This window comes from Actinoplanes sp. NPDC051470 (genome assembly GCF_040682035.1).
Classification (GTDB): domain Bacteria; phylum Actinomycetota; class Actinomycetes; order Mycobacteriales; family Micromonosporaceae; genus Actinoplanes.
Genome location: NZ_JBFBAA010000018.1, coordinates 145,655 through 166,275, shown reverse-complemented (window position 1 = coordinate 166,275; position 20,621 = coordinate 145,655). Strand labels below are relative to the sequence as shown.

The 20,621-nt window shown below is 70.3% G+C and carries 15 protein-coding genes and 2 pseudogenes; 7 read left to right on the top strand and 10 right to left on the bottom strand.

Annotation, left to right across the window (positions count from 1 at the left end; genetic code table 11):
- Window positions 1-58 precede the first annotated feature (58 nt).
- Window positions 59-2,410, bottom strand: a complete 2,352-nt coding sequence (locus AB0M54_RS29230) for a phosphoketolase family protein (protein ID WP_364317883.1) — start codon at window positions 2,408-2,410, stop codon at window positions 59-61.
- A gap of 23 nt (window positions 2,411-2,433) precedes the next feature.
- Window positions 2,434-4,479 carry a glycoside hydrolase family 15 protein gene (locus AB0M54_RS29225; protein ID WP_364474822.1) on the bottom strand — a complete coding sequence of 682 codons (2,046 nt, stop codon included), beginning with the start codon at window positions 4,477-4,479 and terminating at the stop codon, window positions 2,434-2,436.
- 209 nt (window positions 4,480-4,688) lie between these two features.
- Here AB0M54_RS29225 and AB0M54_RS29220 point away from each other — a divergent pair, with 209 nt between their 5' ends.
- From AB0M54_RS29220 to AB0M54_RS29210, 3 genes are read left to right on the top strand one after another with little or no spacing between them, the layout of a single operon-like run.
- Window positions 4,689-4,907 (top strand): hypothetical protein, encoded by a 219-nt coding sequence (locus AB0M54_RS29220; protein ID WP_364474772.1) that lies wholly within the window; start codon window positions 4,689-4,691, stop codon window positions 4,905-4,907.
- 23 nt (window positions 4,908-4,930) lie between these two features.
- The gene (locus AB0M54_RS29215; RefSeq protein WP_364317880.1) at window positions 4,931-5,083 is read left to right on the top strand and encodes a hypothetical protein; all 153 of its coding nucleotides are present in this window, start codon (window positions 4,931-4,933) and stop codon (window positions 5,081-5,083) included.
- Window positions 5,083-5,442, top strand: a complete 360-nt coding sequence (locus AB0M54_RS29210) for a hypothetical protein (protein ID WP_364474770.1) — start codon at window positions 5,083-5,085, stop codon at window positions 5,440-5,442. The genes AB0M54_RS29215 and AB0M54_RS29210 overlap by 1 nt, the downstream gene beginning before the upstream one ends.
- A gap of 67 nt (window positions 5,443-5,509) precedes the next feature.
- Here the strand turns inward: AB0M54_RS29210 and AB0M54_RS29205 are convergent, their stop codons facing one another.
- The 3 genes from AB0M54_RS29205 to AB0M54_RS29195 form a co-directional block, all read right to left on the bottom strand.
- Window positions 5,510-6,367: a zinc-binding dehydrogenase gene (locus tag AB0M54_RS29205; RefSeq protein ID WP_364474769.1), complete on the bottom strand. Its 858-nt coding sequence runs from the start codon at window positions 6,365-6,367 to the stop codon at window positions 5,510-5,512.
- 252 nt (window positions 6,368-6,619) lie between these two features.
- Window positions 6,620-6,937, bottom strand: a complete 318-nt coding sequence (locus AB0M54_RS29200; RefSeq protein WP_364474767.1) for a hypothetical protein — start codon at window positions 6,935-6,937, stop codon at window positions 6,620-6,622.
- A 40-nt stretch (window positions 6,938-6,977) separates the two neighbouring features.
- Window positions 6,978-7,427, bottom strand: coding sequence for a nuclear transport factor 2 family protein (locus tag AB0M54_RS29195; RefSeq protein WP_364474765.1), 450 nt, complete (start codon window positions 7,425-7,427; stop codon window positions 6,978-6,980).
- A gap of 93 nt (window positions 7,428-7,520) precedes the next feature.
- Here AB0M54_RS29195 and AB0M54_RS29190 point away from each other — a divergent pair, with 93 nt between their 5' ends.
- On the top strand, window positions 7,521-8,147 hold the full coding sequence (locus tag AB0M54_RS29190) for a TetR/AcrR family transcriptional regulator (protein WP_364317872.1): 627 nt from the start codon (window positions 7,521-7,523) through the stop codon (window positions 8,145-8,147).
- A gap of 670 nt (window positions 8,148-8,817) precedes the next feature.
- On the opposite strand, the pseudogene AB0M54_RS29185 reads toward AB0M54_RS29190, so the two are convergent.
- From AB0M54_RS29185 to AB0M54_RS29175, 3 genes and pseudogenes are all read right to left on the bottom strand, one after another.
- A pseudogene (locus tag AB0M54_RS29185) lies at window positions 8,818-8,916 on the bottom strand (carbohydrate-binding protein); the annotation flags it as partial.
- Window positions 8,917-9,315: 399 nt separating this feature from the next.
- Window positions 9,316-10,311 (bottom strand): annotated as a pseudogene (locus AB0M54_RS29180) (glycosyl hydrolase); the annotation flags it as partial.
- A 1,154-nt stretch (window positions 10,312-11,465) separates the two neighbouring features.
- On the bottom strand, window positions 11,466-11,924 hold the full coding sequence (locus tag AB0M54_RS29175) for a hypothetical protein (RefSeq protein ID WP_364474763.1): 459 nt from the start codon (window positions 11,922-11,924) through the stop codon (window positions 11,466-11,468).
- Between the two features lie 168 nt (window positions 11,925-12,092).
- Between AB0M54_RS29175 and AB0M54_RS29170 the strand changes: the two genes are divergently transcribed.
- Both AB0M54_RS29170 and AB0M54_RS29165 read left to right on the top strand, forming a co-directional pair.
- Window positions 12,093-12,941, top strand: coding sequence for a phosphotransferase (locus AB0M54_RS29170; protein ID WP_364317869.1), 849 nt, complete (start codon window positions 12,093-12,095; stop codon window positions 12,939-12,941).
- A gap of 123 nt (window positions 12,942-13,064) precedes the next feature.
- Window positions 13,065-14,108, top strand: coding sequence for a PQQ-dependent sugar dehydrogenase (locus AB0M54_RS29165; protein ID WP_364474761.1), 1,044 nt, complete (start codon window positions 13,065-13,067; stop codon window positions 14,106-14,108).
- Window positions 14,109-14,136: 28 nt separating this feature from the next.
- Here AB0M54_RS29165 and AB0M54_RS29160 read toward each other — a convergent pair whose 3' ends face one another.
- Complete coding sequence (locus AB0M54_RS29160; protein ID WP_364474760.1) at window positions 14,137-15,360, bottom strand: hypothetical protein; 1,224 nt, start codon at window positions 15,358-15,360, stop codon at window positions 14,137-14,139.
- A 222-nt stretch (window positions 15,361-15,582) separates the two neighbouring features.
- Here AB0M54_RS29160 and AB0M54_RS29155 point away from each other — a divergent pair, with 222 nt between their 5' ends.
- Window positions 15,583-17,382, top strand: a complete 1,800-nt coding sequence (locus AB0M54_RS29155) for a serine/threonine-protein kinase (RefSeq protein WP_364317863.1) — start codon at window positions 15,583-15,585, stop codon at window positions 17,380-17,382.
- On the opposite strand, the gene AB0M54_RS29150 is transcribed toward AB0M54_RS29155, so the two are convergent.
- Window positions 17,379-20,549 carry a LamG-like jellyroll fold domain-containing protein gene (locus tag AB0M54_RS29150; RefSeq protein WP_364474758.1) on the bottom strand — a complete coding sequence of 1,057 codons (3,171 nt, stop codon included), beginning with the start codon at window positions 20,547-20,549 and terminating at the stop codon, window positions 17,379-17,381. The genes AB0M54_RS29155 and AB0M54_RS29150 overlap by 4 nt on opposite strands.
- Window positions 20,550-20,621 lie beyond the last annotated feature (72 nt).

Sequence of the window (20,621 nt, the reverse complement as noted above, 5' to 3'; positions counted from 1 at the left end):
TAGTGCTCCGGAGCCGGTAACGGGAGGCCGAGGTACGAAGGGGAAACCACCGTGACCGTCAGGCGGTCTCGGCCCAGTCGCCCAGCGTCCAGTCGCGGACCTCGGGCATGTCCTCCATGTGCTCGACCACGTACTGCTCGTGCCGGGCGAGCTGCGCGGCGCACCACTCCTTGAGCTCGGTCGCGCCTCGCGGCAGCCGCTTGGCGTTGTTGATCGCGTCCATCACCAGGTGGTAGCGCGACGCCCGGTTACGCACGGTCATGTCGAACGGCGTGGTCGTCGTACCCTCCTCGATGAAACCGCGCACCCGGAACCGGTCGGCGTCGGGCCGCCCGTGCACCATCTGGTGGATCGCGCCCGGGAAGCCGTGGAAGGCGAACACCACGTCGACCGAGTCGGTGAACAGCTCGGTGAACATGGTCTCGCTCATCCCGTGCGGGTGGTCCTTGGGCCGGATCAGCGACATCAGGTCGACCACGTTGACCACCCGCACCTTCAGCAGGGGCAGCCGCTCGCGGAGGATCTGTGCCGCCGCCACGGTCTCCATCGTGACCACGTCGCCGGCGCAGGCGAGCACGATGTCCGGGTCGGCGCTGCCGTCGTCGTTGCCGGCCCAGTCCCAGATGCCGGCGCCGCGCGCGCAATGGTCGATCGCCTGGTCCAGCGACAGCCACTGCAGCTGTGGCTGCTTGTCGATCACGATCAGGTTGATGTACGAGCGGGAGCGGAAGCAGTGGTCGGCCACCGAGAGCAGGCAGTTCGCGTCCGGCGGGAGGTAGATCCGGTTGACCGTGCCGCGCTGGGTGAGCACCACCTGGATCAGGCCCGGCCCCTGGTGCGAGAAGCCGTTGTGGTCGTTGCGCCACGCGGTCGAGGTGAGCAGCACGTTGAGGCTGGGCACCTTGGCCCGCCAGGGCAGCTGGGCCGCCTCCTCCAGCCACTTGCCGTGCTGGACCGTCTGGGAGGCGCTGACCATGGCGAACGCCTCGTAGGTGGCGAACAGCCCGTGCCGCCCGGTCAGCGTGTAGCCCTCCAGCCAGCCGTGGCAGTTGTGCTCGGACAGCACCTCCATCACCCGGCCGTCCGGACCGAGCGCCACGTCGCCGGGATAGACCGTCTCCATGAACGCCCGGTCGGACGCCTCGAAGACCGCGCCGAGCCGGTTGCTGTTGGTCTCGTCCGGGCAGGTCAGGCGGAAGCGGTCGGGGTTGCGGCGATAGATGTCGCGGATCATCTCGCCGAGCTTGCGGACCGACTCGACCCGCTCGCGGGCCGGCTCCTTCACCTCGACGGCGTAGTCGCGGAAGTCGGGCAGGTCGAGGTCGCGGGTGAGCCGGCCGCCGTTCGCGTGCGGCGTCGCGCTCATCCGCAGGTCACCGTCGGGCGCCTGGCCCCGGATCAGCTCGGCCGGCCGGCCCGCGTCGTCGAACAGCTCGTCCGGCCGGTACGAGCGCAGCCACTGCTCGAGCAGGGCCAGGTGGGCCGGGTTCTCCTTGACGCCGGACAGCGGCACCTGATGGGACCGGAACGTGCCGGCGATCTTGACGCCGTCCACCTCGGCCGGGCCGGTCCAGCCCTTCGGCGTACGCAGAATGATCATCGGCCAGGGCTCGCCGGAACCAGCCTTCTTGGCCTGGATGCGCTCCCAGGCGTCGGTGAGCGCGGCCGCGAACCGGGTGTGCATGCCCGGCACGTCGTCACCCTCGACCTCGATCACGTGGTAGCCGTGGCCGCGCAGCAGATCGCGGACCAGGGCCGGGTCCTTGCGGCCGAGCACCGTCGGCCCGGAGATCTTGGCGCCGTTGAGATGCAGGATCGGCAGCACCGCGCCGTCCCGGGCCGCGTTCAGGAACGAGACGCCCTTCCAGGAGCCCTCGAGCGGGCCGGTCTCGGCCTCACCGTCGCCGACCACGGCCACGGCCAGCAGATCGGGGTTGTCCATCACCGCGCCGAACGCGTGCACCAGCACGTACCCCAGCTCGCCGCCCTCGTGGATCGAGCCGGGCGTGGTGACCGAGACGTGGCTGGGGATGCCGCCCGGGCTGGAGAACTGCCGGAACAGCCGGAGCATGCCCGGCTCGTCCGGGGTGACCTCCGGGTAGATCTCGCTGTACGTGCCCTCCAGCCACCCGGCCGCGACCAGCGCCGGGCCGCCGTGGCCGGGGCCGGTCAGGTAGAGCGTCTCCTGCCCGGTCCGGCGGATCAGCCGGGACACGTGCGCGTAGATGAACGACAGGCCCGGGCTGGTGCCCCAGTGGCCGAGGAGCCGCGGTTTGATGTGTTCCGGCCGCAGCGGCTCCCGCAGCAGGGGATTGGCCTGAAGGTAGATCTGCCCGATCGTCAGATAGTTGGCGGCCCGCCACCACGCGTCGAGGCCGGCGATCTCGTCCGTGTTCGGCTCGTTGGTCACGCCTCCAACGTACGGGATCCCGGTCATCGGTAACGGCGGGCGACGACGGCCGGTTGCTCGGTGACCCGGCCGGCCTCGACGTTCCGGGCGAGCCGCAGGAACTGGGCATGCGCCCAGGTCAGCGGGGTCGCGGAGAAGGTCGGCGTGCCGATCTCGTACCGGGTCGGGGGCCGGCCGTCCCAGACCTGCTCGGGCAGCATCGATCCCGGGCCGGCGGCGCTCGCCATCGTGCGGATCCGGGCCGGGTTGAGGTCGTACTCGCCGCGTTCGCCGGTCAGCAGCGGCCACGCCCGGCCCAGGGTGAGCCGGGAGTCGTCGGGCAGGCCGTAGTCCCACTGGCTGCCGTCGCGCTTCTCGCCGAAGCCGTCGAACGACGCGCGGTGCCAGAACATGCCGTGCGGCGTGCGTACGCCGAGCCGCTCGTCAATCACCCGCAGAGTGTTCACGATCGCCGGGTCGGTCTTCCGCAGGACGCCGAGCCGCACCAGCTCCAGGAAGCTGGGGTCGACGACGCGGCGCTGGTCCACGTTGGACGGACCACTGTCGCCGATGGTGTAGGTGGTGCCCAGGTTCGGCTTGCCGTCCTTGGTCAGCCGCAGGAAATAGGGCTTGGCCGAGTACGGGCCGTTCGTCGTGACCGTCCACTCCTTGACCCGGGCCTGCCAGGTGTCGGCCGTCGTCAGGTAGCGGCGGGCGCGGCCGGCGTCACCGTTGCGGCGGGCGATGTCGGCCGCGCAGACCAGGCCGGCGATCTCGGCGGCGATCGTGGCGGGGGAGTAGCCGGACTGGTTCTCCCAGCGCTCCTGCGGCGTCCACGGCGCGTCCGGGTAGGCGAGCAGGAAGTCGGCCGCCTTCTTCACGTGCGCCCAGGTGTCGTAGCGCCCGAGCTGGTGGGCGAGCACGATCGGCAGGGCGACCTCGTCGAGCTGAAGGCCCTCCCAGACCGGGGTGCCGTCGACGCGGGCGTTCTGCGGGAACGAGCCGTCCGGCTTCTGCTGCACGTCGAAGAGGTGGTCGAGCGCCCGGTTGGCGCCGGCGGTGTCGCCGGCCGCGATCAGCCCGGTGGCGATCTGGTAGAGATCACGGGCCCAGACCAGGTGGTACGGGCCGGACGGGTCGTCCCGGCCGAAGGCCCACGGCATGGCGGGCGCCGCCACGTACGCGCCGCGGTGGGTCTTGTCCTCGGCGGCCGCCAGCACCATCGCCGAGGTGCGCCAGAGCTGCCGCTCCGGCTCGCCGCGCAACGACGAGGGCGGCTTCCGCAGCCGGTCGACGTACCGGTGCCAGCCGTCCGCGTAGGCCTTCGCCGTCCGGTCGAAGTCGGCCGCCGGCCCGGTCGCGTCGCCGAACGCGATCGCCAGCGTGGTGCTCTTCCGGACCTCGGCCGTCTGCACCAGGTTGCCCGGGCCGGCCGCGGTGTACTGCCAGTCCATCCGGCCGTCGGCCAGGTCGGTCCAGCCGTCGCTGACGCCGCGGAAACCGTTGGAGGCCTTGAGGAATCCGTTCGACGCGGTCATCGTGCTGCGGTTCGCGCCGTCGGTGGCGATCAGGGCGCCGTCCGCGGCCCGCCCGCTGTCGTTGCCGCGGGTGTTGCCCAGGGCCGGGTCGTAGATCGCGTACAGGCTGGTCGCGTCGCCGCTGAGGCGCAGGTCGACGAGCACGGCCGGGCGGGCCGGGTCGGCGACGTAGCTCGCGGTGAGCCGCCAGCGCCCGTGCTTCTCGGTGAAGGTCTGGCGGTAGCTGAGGCTGCGCGGGTCGGTCTGGGTGGTGCGGACGGTCGCGGCCTCATTCACGCGTACGGCGTGTCCGCGCCGATCGGCCACCATGAACTCCAGCGCCCGGGCGCTCGGCGAGTCGATCCGCGGGTAGTAGATCTCGCCGAGCCCGCCCTCCTTCTGCACGGTGAACCAGACCTTGCTCCGGGTCCCGGTGGCCGTCCCGAAACCCGCCTTGTCGGCCGGCAGATACTGCTCGTCGACCCCGGGGGCTCCCGGCGCCTGATCCTGGGAAGCCGGCGCGGCCGGCAGTGTCACCGTCAGAATTCCGGCCGCCAGGGCTCGGCCCCACATAGTCGCCACGACGCCCGGCTTGCCCGGCCCGAAGATCGATAAACGCGTAGGTCCGAGGTGCTGACGGCGGCCCGGATCGAGCAGGTCTTCGAGGTGCCGGCCGGGGTGTCACCCGGCCCCGACCGGACGCCGGCGGGTCCGGGTGTGAGTTTGGGTTTTCCGGGTCCGGGAATCCTTTTCGGTAATCACCCTCCCGGAAGGAGCACATGATGGCGGGCACCGAGCACGATGTGAACCGGAGCGCCAGCACCGGCAAGTTCGTCGAGGACAAAGAGGTCGAGCAGGAGCCGAGCACCACGACCACCGAGACCGTCGGCGGCGACCACGGCGGCGACCACGATGTGAACCGCAGCGCCAGCACCGGCAAGTTCGTCAAGGAGAGCACGGTCGAGCGGCACCCCGACAAGACCGAGACCCAGCAGCTCTGACCCGAACCTGAGATCGTCAGGTGATGGCCGAACGCATCGACGCCGACACCTGGCTGATCCAGGGCGAGACCATCACGCTGCCGGTCACGATCAAGGACGCGCGGGTCACCATCGCGATGTTCACCGCGCCGGCCGCGGGCGCACGCCGAGCGTCTGGGCCCTGCCGAAGTGGCTGATGACGGCCGACCTGTCCTTCGAGCCGGCCCGAACATCCATCGCGGCGCGGGACGGCACGACCGAGGTGATGAGCGCGGCGATCCAGGCGGGCCGGCTTCGGCTTCCCTTCAACGTACGGGCGGGAATGCCGGCCGTCTCCTACCTGAACCGGGGCGCCCAGGCCGGGCGGCTGCTCCGCGGGCGGGCGCCACTGAACCTGTCCGGTGTCCGCCTCGGCCGCGGCGGCTGCTCGATCCGGCTGGGAGATCACCCGATGGCCGGTCGGATGCGCCTGCTGGGCATGCAACGGCAGCCGTTCCTGACCATCACGGCCGAACGGTGGGGCGGGCAGCTCGGCCGTTATACCGAGGCGCGCTGACGCCGGCCTCGGTGCTCGTGCCCGGATTCACGCAGGCCGAAGCCGCGCTCCCGCAGATGAGCTGACTTCAGATCAGCAGGACGGTCTTGCCCAAAGCGATGCGGTTCTCGACCGCGTGGTGGGCGTCGGCGGCACGCTCCAGCGAGAAGGTTTGTCCGATGACCGGACGGATAGACCCGGTCACGGCGTGCGACATGATCTGTGCCGCCCACCGCCGCACGTGGGGGCGGAAGTCGAAAAGCTGCTCAATACCGATCACCTGCACGCCTCGGTCCACGGCCTCCGCCGTGTCGACCTGGGTAATCTCCCCGCTGGATGCGCCGTGAACGGAAAACCGGCCGCCGCGAGCTGTCGCCTCGAACGCGGCCCTGCCGATCTGACCGCCGACGCCATCGAACACGACACTCGGCCCGGCGCCGCCGGTCGCCTCGAGTACCCGTTCGGTCCAGCCCGGCTCGGCGTAGTCGATAACGGCGTCGGCGCCGATCTGCCCGACCACATCCAGCTTCCTCGGTCCACGGGCCGCGCCGATCACCTGGGCGCCCGCCGCGAGACAAAGCTGCACCAGCAGAGTGCCCACGCCGCCGGCCGCAGCTTCGACCAGGACCCGATCACCAGTCCTGATCCCGGCGCGCTCGACGAGACCCTGCGCCGTACTGCCATCGCTGTACAGCGCGGCCGCATCCGGCAGGCCCAATCCATCCGGCACCGGGAACAGGTCCGCGGCCGGCGCCACAGCCCGCTCGGCGAAGCCGCCGGTCTCTCCCGTACCGGCGACCACCCGCCGGCCCAGCCAGGCCGGGTCCACCCGATCACCGGTCGTGAGCACCATCCCGGCCACCAAGCCACCGGGCACATAGGGCAGCTGTGGTCGTTCGTGCCACCTGTCCACGCCCCGCCGGATCTGAGTCTCAACGAACGTCATGCTCGCCACCGACACATCGACCACTACCTGGTCGGGCCCAGCAACCGGGTCCGGAGCCTCGCCCGGAACCAGCAACTCAGGCCCACCGAACCCCACCGCTCGTACTACACGCATTGACCCGCTCCATCCGCTCGCCAGCGCCACGGAGGATCATCAAACGTGAAGCACGGTTGAGGTCAACCACACGAAATCGAAACCACCTGACCATCAGCACGCTGGCTGCCAGGGCCTCTTCACCGAGGTGCGGGACGCTCAGGCCAGGGGAGATCCGGCGACCGGATCGAGCACGAGTTCCTCGACGCCGATGATGTCCCGGACGTCGAAGCCCTTCATGTCCGCCGCGAGTTCGGGGCTCGCCACGTAAGCGGTGGTGAAATCGGCCGGGTCGGTGTCCGCCCGGAACGAGAGCAGGGCGATCAGGCGGTGTGTGCCGGCCTGGTGGTCGGTCCAGAAGCCGTGCACGGTGACGCCGAACGAGGGCATGCTGGTGAGATGCCGCGGCCAGTGCACGGTGGCGTACTGCTGGAGTGCTTCTGCCGTAGGCAGGGTGTAGATCCTGATCTGATACACGATCGGATTCCGTTTCGGGTGTCGGGTCAGGTGAGGATGCTCAGGCGGCCTCGATTGCCGACTTGAAGTCGGGGGTGGCCCCGATCTGCGCGAGCAGCACATTCGCCGCGTTGTAGCAGTTGAAGCTTTCGATTTTGCCCTCGCGGAAATACCACAGATCTGCCGTCGGCACGTCGATGCGGTTACCGGTCGGGGGGATTTCGCCGATCGGAGTCGGGAACCCGCCAAGATGCGTTCCCTGAATGCGCAGTTCGACGGCGACAACATCGCCGAGCGCATTCACTTCTAGTAGCTCACGGTGGACGTCGGGGAAAACGCCGGCGAAGCCGGCCAGCGCCTGAGGAATCTGGTCGCCACGGAAGGTCAGCGAATTCGGCATGTCGTTGAACGTTCCGTCCTGGGTGAACAAGGCGCGGAAACCATCTCCGTCGAGGACTTTCCCTTCCGCCAGCCGGTATGCCTCGCGAACGACCTCTTCGTTGGTTCTCATTTCTGCTCTCCTTGTGTCCGGGCTTACCGATGTGTTTCTCAACCAAGCTAACAGGGTTTTTGACCATACAGTCAATAACGTAAGCTTGCTCACATGCCTCGTCCCCGCAAGTTCCGCGAGAGTGATGTCGTCAGCAGCGCCAGTGAGGTGTTCGCCGTGCACGGCCTTGCCGCCGCGACCCTGGATGACCTGGTGCGGGCGACCGGTCTGGGGAAGCAGAGCTTGTACAACGCGTTCGGCGGGAAGCGGGAACTGTTTTTGCGGGCGCTCTCCGAGGACCGGGAGGAGGCGACGCGCGCCGTTACGGAGGCGCTCGGGCACGATGACGCTTCGCCGCTGGAACTGATTCGGGGTCACATGCTCCGCATGGCGATCGAGTTCAGTGGCAGTGATCGGCGGGTCTCGCTCACCACGCGGGCGCTGGTCGAATCGACCGGTGAGGAGGACCCACTCTCGACGGCCACCAAGGCCGGCATCGAACAGCTCGCCGGCGTCTATGCCCAATGCCTGGAACATGCGCGGGAGAACGGGGATCTCCCGGCGGACGCGAACGTGCAATCGCTGGCGGTCTACTTTGTCGCGGTCACCCGAGGGATGGAGTTGCTCGGCCGCGCCGGCGTCGGCCGCGGCGTTCTCACCGCGGTCGCCCTCGACGCGCTTCGCGTCCTCCACGGTCAGCGGATGGAAGAGGCCAATGACCCCCCGTCCGTGCGGGAATGACCGCCGACATCTGGCCACTGCCGGCGCCCTCACGGGCGCCGCTGACCCGAGTCGTGACAGCTCTGATAGACGTCCTGAGACTGGCTCACCGAACTGCGCATGGCTGACCGGGACTAACCACGAGCGGCCCGGCGGCGCTCACGGACCTGCGGCGCGGTCCTAGCCTGGCCCCGGCCCCTGGTCCCTGGTCCCTGGTCCCTGGTCGACCATCCCTCGGCGGGGACTGCCTTGGGCAATCGCGGCACGAAGAGATCTCGATCTTCAAACTTCGCGCGGCCGCCGTCCGCCTCCCCCGCCCCTGTGGGTGGGTAGGAATGTAGCCGACGGGTGTGACGGTTTCCGGTGGTTGTCCACAGGCGCGGCGACGAAAGAGGGTGACCAGTCACGCAGAATGAAGGGTGGGCGGCTCTGTTCTGGCCGGTCACGGCCTTGGGGTCGCGCGGCCGGCCCCGGCGGGAGCAGCGGTCTGCACCCACCACCCCGCTACGACCGGATCTTGATCTTGGTTGTCGGGAAGTCGATCGCCTCGCCGCGAACGAAGGTGCCGATCACCCACCTCCGGCTCACGCGCCGCCGGCCCTGCGGACACCGCGACGGGCGGCGCGGTGTCCGACAGCTGGCCCGGTCGTAGGTCTCACTCAGCGAGCAGTCCCGCCGCCTCAAGTGCCCGTCAGATTCGGCCCCACAGGGCTGGGACGTTCGGTGGCTCCCAGCCGACCAGCGACGTGTGCCCCTGGATGCAGCGGTAGCTCACCCCTGAGTAGGTGACGGTCGCGCCGGTCGCGTAGGCGGTGTTCGGAGCCCAGGAGGTGTTCGCGGGCGGCGGCGGGTCGGACGGGGGCGGGTCACTCGGCGGGGGAGTGGCGCCGCCTCCGTTCGCGTTGCCGCCGGACCAGTTGACCGCGCCGCTGGCCACGGTCTTGCCGGCGGGGACGCTCAGGGTGCGGCCGTCGGTGAAGGTCACGGTCAGGGCGCTGCTGGTGATGTTTGAGGCGACGTACGTCTTGGCGCCGTTCTTGGTGAACACCTTGGCCAGGGGATGGTTCGCCGCGACGGTGGGCTCGACCTGGCCCAGGGCCGCGAGGTTCCGGATCCAGTGGAAGGTGTGGGCGCGGCTCTCACCCTCCTCGGGCGTGTACGAGCCGGCCGCCCGCAGCTTCGACAGGGCCGCGTCGGGGTCGCCGAGGGCCAGGTACTGCCAGAGGATGTCGCGCCACAGCGTCGGCTCGGATCCCTTGTTGCGCACCATCTCGGCGTACGTGTTGCGGACCGCCGCGGGGTAGTCGCCCAGGTAGAACTGGCCGCCGGTCATCGGGAGCATGTTGATGCCGACGATCATCTCGTGTTCGCCGGAGAACCAGGTCGCGTACGCGCCGCCTGAGCCCCAGGCGATCGCCGAGTAGTTGTGGCCCCAGTTGGCCGGGAAGTTCTCGTTGCGTACGTCGAACCAGTACTCGTTGATCGCCGCGGCCTGGGTCGTGTGGATCCAGATGCCGGCGTCCCGCACCGCCGTGTTGCCGGTGGCCTGACCCCACTGGATCAGCGCGTTGGAGAAGTTCTGCCCCTCCGACGAGGACTCCTGGTTGTTGCCCGCGCCGAACGCCCCGTGCCCGGAGGCCCAGTCGTGGCCCTCGTAGATGTCGAAGTCGCGCAGGTAGGGGAACCGGGTGTCGGACCGGTCGTAGTTGTTGGCGTCGCGGATCAGCAGGTCGACCATGCCGCCGTAGCGCGAGCCGGACGCCCACGTCGGGTCGAACTTGGCCAGCGTGGCCGCCGCGGCGATGAAGTAGCCGTAGTGGAAGTGGTGGTCGTTCAGTTCCTGGTCGGAGCCGTACGACGCGGGGTAGCCGATCAGCGTGCCCCAGTTGCGGTCGTAGTAGAACAGCCGGGACGTCTTGCCCGACGAGGCCGTGAACCAGTCGGTGATCCGGGTCCGGATGACGTTCAAGGCCGAGTCGCGTACGGACGTGAGGTTGAGCTGGTCGGCGATCTCCGCGATGCGGGCGGCCCGGCCGAGTCCCTTGCCGGTCCAGTAGGTGTCGTCGCCCCGGAAGTCGGCCGGGTTGGTGAGCTCGTTGTTCAGCAGCGTGGTGATCTGGGTCAGGTCCGAGCCGGTGGAGTCGCCGGCCGCCGGCACCTCGGGCAGCACACCGGTGTAGCGCATCGACGTCTGGAACTGGGTGCCGGTCACGACCTTCATCGCCCCGCGCGGCGACACGTACGTGCGGGTCAGGGGCGTGGCGCCGGTCAGGTAACGCCACTGGTGCGGGTAGAGCGCGATGACCGTGCCCGAGCCGCTGCCGGACATGGCCTGCGTGGTGAACGCGTACGTGGTGCTCACCGTGCCGTTGCCCGCGTTGTACGAGTACGACATCCGGGTGCCGGTCACGTGGTTGTGCGCGTACGGCTGGAACTGGTCGGCGGCCGCGATCTTCTCCGCCGTACTCGTCGAACCCGTCAGCGTCGGCAGCACCGCGACCGAGAAGTAGCCCTGGCCGTTGAGGGTGGACCGCAGGGTCGTGCCGGACAGCGTCCACGCCGAGCCGGAGGGACCGAACGCGACGTAGTCGTGCCCGCCGATCGAGAAGCCGACGCGCCCGCCGGTGTTCTGCCAGACGGTCGGCGGCCCGGTGACCGACAGTTGCGCGTCGCCGCCGGTGATCCGGTAGTACGACAGCGGCAGCCCATGGCCGATCGTCGCCTTCATCGTGCGGGCGCCGTCGCTCCACGAGGGCGTGACGGTCCAGTCGCTCCAGCCGTCCACGAGCGCTCGCGGCGCGTTCAGGCCGGCCACGCCGACGACGATGTGCTGGGCGTACGGGTAGTGGTACTCACCCACACCGGTGGCGCTGCCGCTGATCGCGGCGTCGGTCTGATAGGACAGGCCGAGCCCGCCCGCCACCGGCCGGTACGAGGCCGGGCCGGCGAACATCGGCTGCGCGAAGTTGCATTCGTCGCCGCGCTTGAACAGCAGCGATGACCACCAGTCGTTGGTCGGCACGGCGCCGGCCGGGGCGTTCCCGGTGACGAACTCGCGCGGGTTGGTGGACAGCGAGCCGCAGCCGGTCGGCAGGCTGCGCCCGGCCGGCAGCGACTCGGCGTAGCTGCCGGCGCCGATCGTGCCGGCCTCGGCGGTCGAGGTGATCGTGACGGCGAGAACGCCGGCCCCGGCCGCGAGGACGGCGGCGGTGGCGATGGACAGGAGACGTCGGGGACGCATGTGTGGAGCCTCCGAGGGGGAGCGGGGGCGGAGAGCGCTCTCACACTAACCGGAAAGTTTACAAATATGAATACGTCGGCCGGCCTGCGGAAACGTGGTCAGCCGTACGGGCTGATCGAGATGACGGCTCGCTTCTTGTCGAAGGCGACCGTCCTCAGGTTCAGGCCCTGCTCGCCGTACGGGGCGACCCACTGGCCGGAGTAGGGCGGCTCGAGGAACGCGATCGAGCTGCTGCCGCCGTCGGCGTAGGTGAAACGCCACGTGCGGTCGGCCGGGTCGAACGAGACGGTCTTGAAGCCGAAGTGGGCCGCCATCGGGATCGTGGTCTTCCTGGTCACGAGGATCTCGCAGGCGCCGTCCTTGCAGGCGCGGACGTTGGTGCCGTCCTTCGCCTCGGGGAAGCCGGGCGTGGGGCTCGACGGCGCTGGCGCCGGCGTCGCGGAGGTGGGAACAGCGGACGAGGGCGGCGAGGCCGCCGGCGGCGGCGGGGGAGCGGGAGCGGGTTCGGAGCAGGCAACAACGGCGAAGAGCGGCAGGAGTACGGCGAGACGTCTCATGTGGAGCAGGAAACCGCCGTGCCGGTGGTGTGGCCCGGCGGTGGCCGGTAGCTGTCAGCTACGTCAGGCTCATTTTGACCTAGCACCCTAGGACGCTTCAGAGAGCGTGACGAGCCGGTGTCCGAGTCAGGGACCGGCGGGGCCGGGTCGATGTGCCAGGATTCGCGGGTGGAGAGGCCGGAGGTAGCGCGGGCGATCGCGGCCGCGACGTCGGTCGCCACCTCGCTCGGCCTCGTGGCCGGTGACGCAGTCGTTCTCCACAACTCGAACAAGCTGGCCCTGCGGCTGACGCCATGCGATGTGCTGGCCCGGGTCGCCCCGGCGGCACATGAGGGCGCCCGGCTCGAGATCGAGCGCGCTCGACGACTCGCCGAGGCCGGGTGCCCGGTGGGCCTCCCGGAGCCTCAGGCCGACCCGCTGGTGTACACGCGCGACGGCTTCGCCGTGACGCTGTGGATCTACTACGAGCCCGCGACACCGCCCACCTCGCCGGCCGGCTACGCCGAGGCGCTGGAGCTGCTGCACGCCGGCATGCGCGACGTTGATGTGCCGAGCCCCCGGTTCACGGATCGCATCACCCGGGCGCAGGAGATTGTCGCCGACCCGGATCTCTCACCGCGGCTCGCCGGCCCCGACCGCGTCTTTCTCGGCGGCCGGCTGGATGGCCTGCGACGAACGATCGACGACCGCGGGGCCGTGGAGCAGTTGCTCCACGGCGAGCCGCATCCGGGCAATGTGCTCAGCACGAAGACCGGCCCGTTGTTCATCGACTTCGAGACGCTCTGCCGTGGACCCGTCGAGTTCGATCTCGCCCACGTTCCCCTGGCGGTCGGTGAGCACTACCCGAACGTCGACCAGGGGTTGCTGGACGAGTGCCGGCAGCTCGTTCTCGCGATGGTCGCGGCGTGGCGCTGGGAGCTCGGCGACCAGTTTCCGGATGGGCGGCGGTTCGGCGAGAAGCTCCTGCGCGCGCTGCGCGAGGGTCCTCCCTGGCCGACCCTCGACCTGATCATCTAGCACCCTAGGACGCTTGACAGCCGTCTTCTTCGTCGTCCTTTTGGTTACTCTCGGCCCCTAATGGGGTAAATTCACCTCCGTCAATGAGGACATCAAGGCGGAGGTACGCGGATGCGTCGCAGGATGGCAGTCGGGAGCGTGGTCGTCGCGCTGTCTCTCACCATGGCGGGCGCGGTTCCCGCGATGGCGGCCGAGCCGGACTTCGGGGATCCCCAGGTGGTCGCGACCGGGCTGACCGTACCGTGGGGCATGGGTTTCCTGCCCGACGGCAGCGCCCTGGTCGCCGAGCGGAACAGCGGGCGGGTCCTGCGGGTGCGGCCCGGTCAGGCGCCGGTGGTGGTGGCCACGGTCGCCGGGGTGCGCCCGAACGGCGAGGCGGGACTGCTCGGCCTGGCGGTGTCGCCCAGCTATGCCGACGACGGGTACGTCTACGTCTACTTCACCTCGGCCAGTGACAACCGGATCGCCCGGTTCACCCTGGCCGCCCCGGACGACCAGCAGGTGATCCTGTCCGGGCTGGCCCGGGCGTCCATCCACGACGGCGGGCGCATCGCGTTCGGGCCGGACGGCATGCTCTACGCCGGGGTGGGCGACGCCAGCAACACCGCCAACAGCCAGAACCCGGAGAGCCGGAACGGCAAGATCCTGCGGATGACCCCGGACGGCGGCGTGCCCGAGTCGGGCAACCCGATCGCCGGCTCGCTCGTCTACACCCTCGGCCACCGCAACGTGCAGGGTCTGGCCTGGGACGCCGACGGGCGGATGTACGCCTCGGAGTTCGGCCAGAACACCTGGGACGAGGTCAACCTGATCGAGGCGGGCGTGAACTACGGCTGGCCGACGGTCGAGGGCCGGGCCGGCGACCCGCGGTTCCGCGACCCGATCGTGGTGTGGTCGACCGCCGAGGCCTCGCCCAGCGGCGCCACGGTCGTCGACGACACCCTTTATGTGGCGGCGCTGCGCGGCACCCGGCTGTGGTCGGTGCCGCTGGACGGCACGGGCGGGGCGGGCACGCCGGTCGCGCGGCTCCAGGGCCAGTTCGGTCGCCTGCGGACGGCCGAACGGGCCCCGGACGGCGCGCTCTGGGTCACCACCAGCAACCGGGACGGCCGCGGCAACCCGGTCGCCACCGACGACCGGGTGCTGCGGTTCCCGCCCGTCTCCTAGCGAAGGGCCGGGTCGGCCGTGCGTTCGATCAGCGGCCGACCCAGTACTGGTAGGTGGTCGTCGGGGAGAGCGCGCCGTCGGTGAAGCGGGCCTGCACGTAGATCCGGAAGACGCCGCTGCTGTCCGGGGTGTGCGGAACCGTGGCGAACGTGCCGTCGGCCGGGATGGCCTCCTGGACCGGGCCGCTCTCGATGTGCCACAGGTAGGCGTCGACGGCGCCGCGCAGGTCGCTGCCGAAAGAGAACTCGCCGGGCTGGCCGGGCTTGCCGGTCGGGCGCTGGTCGATCCAGGTGCCGCTGACGTCGACGTCGGTGTCGGCGGCCGAGACCTCGTGGACGCGGGCGTCGGACTCGGTGCCGTCGGCCGACACGCTGGTGACCGACAGGTTCGAGGAATGGTTCCGCGGGGTGACCGTGATTGTTCCGGTGCCGTCGGCGGCCGCCGCGACCGTGCCCTCGTCGCCGCGGAACGACCAGCGGTAGGAGACCACGTGCGGCAGGGCCGGACGGAACTTGATCTTCGCCTCGCGTCCGATCACCGGCGACTCGCCGTACGGGCCGGCCGTGCCCACGAACAGCGGTCCCGAGGTGACCCGGACCTGGATCGTGGTGGGCGGTGTACGGCTGCCGTCGGTCTTGAGGCCCACGGCGGTGATCTCGATGTCGCCGGCGTGCGCAGGCGTCGCGAGGACGTCCGCGTATCGGTTCCCCTCGTCCGCCATGGCGACCTTCTCGGGCCCGCGGTCGAACCGGTACGCGAAGCCGTTCACGTCGGGAAGCTGGGAGCTGAACCGGACCCGCATCTCCTGGCCGACGCCGTCCTGGTCGCTGGGGTACCAGTCGGTGCTGATCGTCGGCCGGTTGTCGATCACGTCGAAGTACATATAGGTCGACGGGGATCGGCTCCCGTCGGCGGACAGAGCCGTGACGGTCAGGTTGTGGCCGCCCGGGAACTGGGGGGTGTACGGCAGGTCGGCCTTGCCGTCAGCGCCGGCGTCGACGCGCCCGTCGGCGTTCTCGCGCCCGGCGTCGCTCTCCATCAGCCACTCGTACGCCACGACACCGGTCGAGCCGGGCGCGAAGTGGAAGGTTCCCGGCTGCCCGACGATCGGGTAGCCGGAGAAGCCGAACTCGTCGGACGTGATGACCGGCGGTTCGTCGGACGCGGCCCGGGCGGCGGCCGGCTGGGCCAGCCCGCCGGCCGTCAGCAGACCTAGGATGACAGCGAACAGAATAGTGCGCTTACGATGCATATTTACCCCCATGTCGACGAGGGAGCCTACCCCGACGGCTCTGTCCCCCGACACCCTGTCCGTTCAACGTGGACACTCGACGGCCGCAAAGTTACTGGTCAGTCACTTTCACGTCTGTACTTTTGGCGCTGTGCTGTGGGGCACCTGGCCCGGCGACGGTGCTGAAAGCGTGTACAGTCGCAGCGCGTCGGGACCGCCGGAACAGGAGTGGGAGCGCTACCCATGGGCAGTAGGCCCCTGCGACCCGAAGACCCCCGGCGACTCGGCGATTTCCAGCTGCTGGCCCGCCTCGGCGAGGGCGGTATGGGCGTGGTCTATCTCGGCCGCGACGACATCGGACGGTCGGTGGCGGTCAAGACCGTCCGCGCCGAGTTCGCCGACCGTGAAGAGTTCCGCGCCCGCTTCCGCAGCGAGGTCAGCCGGGTACGCCAGGTCCCGTCCTTCTGCACCGCGGCGGTCATCGACGCCGACCCCGACAGCGAGGTGCCATACCTCGTCGTCGAGTACGTGGACGGTCCCAGCCTGCAGGAGGTGGTGACCGAGCGCGGCCCGGTGCCGGCCGGCGACCTGCACAGCGTGGCGGTCGGGGTGGCCGCCGCGCTGACCGCGATCCACGGCGCCGGGGTCATCCACCGCGACCTCAAGCCGACCAACGTGCTGCTCTCCCTGGGCCTGCCCAAGGTGATCGATTTCGGCATCGCCCGGGCGCTCGAGGTCACCAGCCAGCACACCCGCACCGATCAGATGGTCGGCACGGTCGCGTACATGGCGCCGGAGCGGCTCGACCCCACGGTCGGCGAGATCACGCCGGCCGCCGACATCTTCGCCTGGGGCGCGGTCGTCACGTACGCCGGCACCGGGCGCAGCCCGTTCAAGGGCGACTCCCCGATGGCCACCGCGGGCCGCATCCTGACCGGCGAGCCCGAGCTGACCGGCCTGCCCGAGCCGCTGGTCGGCCTGGTCCGCCAGGCGCTGTCGAAGAACCCGGAGGACCGGCCCGCGGCCCACGAGCTGGTGCAGACCCTGCTCGCCGTCCCGGCCCAGCCGGCGCCCGCCGCGCGCAGCGGGACCCGGCCCGCCGGCCGCACCTACGGCGCCCGCGACCTGCTGGAACAGCTGATCGCCGAGGTGCCGCAGCAACCGCCGGCCCCGCCGTCACCGGTGCCCGACCACCGGCAGCCGCCGGCCACCGGACGGCACGCCGTCGGCGCCCCGAACAGTCGGTTCGGTGCCCGGGACCTGCTGCAACAGCTGGTCAGCGAAGGGCCGCCACGGCAGGCCCCGCCGCCCCAGCCGGTCGCACCGCCGCCGGTCGAGCCGCCGCGCAAGCCGATCGTGCGCCGGGCCGTCTACGCCGCGGTTGCCATCGTGGTCGCCATCATCGCGGGCGCGACGGTGGCCCTGGCCCGCACCAATGACGAGAAGCCCGGGGCGGCCGCGCCACCGGCCCCGTCCCCGGCGGTGTCGGCCGGCACGCTCAGCTTCCAGGGCCCGTCGCTGTTCGATCCGCTCACCGGGCCCGGGCGGTTCAAGGAGAGCGTGACCGAGGCCGGCAGCTGCAAGTACGAGGACGGGGTGCTGCACGCGCGCTCGACCGGCCGGACCAACTACCAGTGCCTCGCCCCGGCCGACGTCTTCGCGGGCGACCTCGTGATCAACGCCGACCTCACCGTCGACACCGTCAACTCCTGCGCCCAGCTCTGGTTCCGCTACCACCCGACCAGCAGCTACCTGCTGAGCGCCTGCGGGGACCGCTTCGTCATGGAGATCGTCGACGGGGCGATCGTGGCGCAGACCGGGCGGGAACAGTCGTCCGCGCTCCAGCCGGGCACCAGGCACAAGCTCACGGTGACGGTGACCGGCCAGAGCGTTTCCGTCGCGGTGGACGGGAGCGACGTGCTCCGCGCCGGTTCGGGCAACGCGGAGATCACGTCCGGACGGGTCCTGCTCGGCGCCGCGACCGGCGATCAGACGGGTACGGCCGGCGTCCGATTCGCCAATCTCGATATCCGGGCCAGCTAGCCCGGCGCCTCCTCGGAATGCAGGGCCGCCACCTCGGCGTCGGTGAGCGCCCGGTCGTAGGCGTGCACCTCGTCGATCGAGCCGGACCAGTAGTCGGTCCGGTTGCCGGCGTACTTGGCCCGGCCGATCGTCAGCGGTCCGGTGCTGACCACGTCCGGGCCGGCCGCCGCGTCGCCGGCCAACCGGCCGTCCACGTAGAGCCGCACCCGGCCGGTGCCGTGGTCACGCACGCCGACCAGGTGGTACCAGCGGTTCAGCTCGGGTGTGACCGGCAGCCGGGCCCGGTTCCCGCCGGGCGTGCTGAAGGCGAACGCGCCCTGCCCGTACTGCAGGTAGAACGGGCTCTCGGTGACCCGGCCGTCCTGGCTGACCGCGGAGGCGTAGTTGCCGGGCAGCTCGTCGAGGGTCACCCAGGCCGCGATCGAGTAGTCCTTCGTCGTGTCGACCACCGGGGCGGCGGTGTCGGCCGAGTCGTCGCCGTCGAAGGCCAGCGCCGTCCCGTCGACGCCGGTCACCCACCGCGGGCCGCCGCTGAACGACATGTCGCTCTTGTTGCCGCTGCTGTCCTTGGCGGTCGTGCCCTGGCCCTCGTCCAGCTTCCAGTCGCCGCGGCCGGGATAGGTCGCGCCGGCCGGTGCCGTGCCCGCCTTGACGACCTTGCGGTTGATCGCCCGTACCGCCGCGGTGTTGACCTTGATCTGCCGTCGGTCGTAGGTCCACAGGCCGTTGAGCTCGGTCTCCAGGTCGGTGATCTGGGTGTAGACCGACCCGGACAGCTCGGCACCGGCCGCCTCCAGGTAGAAGCGGGTGGTGTTGTCGACGTACTTGGCGGTCAGCGCGTCCTTGTCGGCCACGCCGCTGTAGATGTTGGCGGGCGCCCCCGGCCACATGTGCCCTGGCGTACGCAGGGTGAAGCCGCCGTGCTCACCGTCCATGGCCATCCGGGTGGCGTCCGGGAACGGTGGCGTCTCGTTCAGGTAGTCGTGGTGGTCGATCACGTCGCCCTTGCCCGAGTCACCCTTGGAGTCGCAGCAGTTGACGCCGCTGTGCGCGTTGACGATGCGGGTCGGGTCGGCCGCCTTGACCTGCTCGGCGATGCGTCCGGTCTCGGCCCGGTCCCACTCGCCCCAGCCTTCGTTGAAGACCACGTAGCCGATCACGGCGGGGGAGTTGTGCGTCTGGCTCATGGCGCGGTCCGCTTCGGTACGCCAGGCCTGCTGGCCCGCCGTGGTCCGGATGGTGGCGCTCACGAAGTCCTGCCAGACCAGCACGCCCAGCTCGTCGGCGTGCCGGTACCAGCGCGCCGGCTCCACCTTGATGTGCTTGCGGATCGCGTTGAAGCCGAGCTTCTTGGTCTGCTCGACGTCCCAGCGCAGCGCGTCGTCGCTGGGCGCGGTGTACAGGCCGTCCGGCCAGAAGCCCTGGTCGAGCGTGGCCAGCGAGAAGATCGGCTTTCCGTTGAGCACGAGCTTGGGGAACCCGCCGACCGGCTTGACCTCGACCGTACGCAGACCGAAGTAGCTGGTCACCGTGTCGTCGGCGGTTTTCACCCTGAGGTCGTAGAGGTACGGGTCGTCCGGGCTCCACAGGTGCGGGTCACGGATCGGCATGTGCAACGCGGTGTTGGTGTCACCGGTGACGGCGCCGACCTTCCGGCCCGCCTTGTCGTACGCGGTCGCCGTGATCCTGGTGGTCTGCGAGCTGCGAGCCCGCACGGTCAGCGAGTCGAGCGAAGGCGTGGTGACCAGCTCGTCGATCGCGGCCGGGGCGACCGGCTCCAGCCAGACCGTCTGCCAGATGCCCGAGGTGGGCGTGTAGACGATGCCGCCCGGGTTCAGCGACTGCTTGCCGATCGGCTGGTCCGGCCCGGTCGTGTCGGTCACCGCGACCAGGATCTCCTGCGGCCCGGTGCCTCGCAGCGCGTCGGTGATGTCCGCGGTGAAGGCCGAGTAGCCACCGGTGTGCTCGGTGACCAGCGTCCCGTTCACCCAGACCTTGGCCTGGTGGTCGACCGCGCCGAAGTTCAGCTTCAGCCGGTTCTTCGAGCCGGCCTGCCAGCCGCGCGGCACGGTGACCAGCTTGCGGTAGAACATGTGCTGCTCGCGACGCTCCACACCGGACAGCAGGGACTCGACCGGGAACGGCACGGTGATCCGCTCGCCCAGGGCGCGGCCGAAGACCGGCTGTTCACCCGCGGTGGCGCCGGCGAACTCCCACGGTCCGTTGAGGTTGAGCCAGCGGTCGCGCACCAGCTGGGGGCGCGGGTATTCGGGCAGCGGCTGCTTGGGGTCGACCTGGTCGCCCCAGGGGGTGGTCAGGCGGTGGGTCGAGGTGTTCGTCGCGATCCGGGAGACGAGGGGTACGGGTTCTCCGCCCGCCGTCAGGCCGCCGTGGCCGTCGTAGTTCAGGCGTACCCGCTGACCCTTCTGGACGGGCGCGCCCAGGGTGACCACCAGGCGTTTGCCGGTCGCGGTGACCGAAGAGATCGGCAGCGGCGTGGTGTCGGCCTCGACGACCAGATGCGCGGCGGTCTGCGCGACGTCGGTGATCGGCTGGTCGAGGTCGATGGTGAGCCGGCGGCCGTTGGGCTGGACGGTGACCCGGGCCGGGTAGTCCTGGAAGCCGTCCGGCACGGTGAACGCCGACTCGGGCACGATCTGCTTGGCGATGCCCGGCCCGGTCCAGCTCAGAAACAGGTCGGCGCCGCCGTAGTCCTGGAACATCTCGACGCGCACGTCGTGCGCCTGGCCCGCGGTCAGCGTGATCGGCCGGCTGGCGATCTCGGCGCCGCGTGACACCTCCCAGTAGTCGACGACCGGCTGCCCGTCCAGGAACATCCGGAACCCGTCGTCGCCGCGCAGGAAGAAGGTGTAGTCGCCGGTGGCGGGCGCGGTGAGCCGCCCGGTCCAGCGTCCGGTGGTGTGCTCGCCCTGCCCGGTCAGCGCGGTGAAGGCGCCGACCAGGCCGGGCAGGTCGATGTTGGCGTCCAGCAGCGTCCCGCCGAGCGTGCCGAAGTCACGCGCGCCGACCTGGGACATCTTGTAGTACTCGCCCTTGAGCCCGTGGACCGGCTCGGCGGCGGCGGTGGCCGTTCCCGCCGGAATGACAACGAAGGACAGTGCGAGGAGGACGGCCAGGAGCAGTGGCCGGAGGCGGATCGGTGGCATTGCCCTACATTGACGGCCTTGCATGTGCGATGTCAACAGAAGGAAACATCAACGTACATTTTCGCGCGCTGA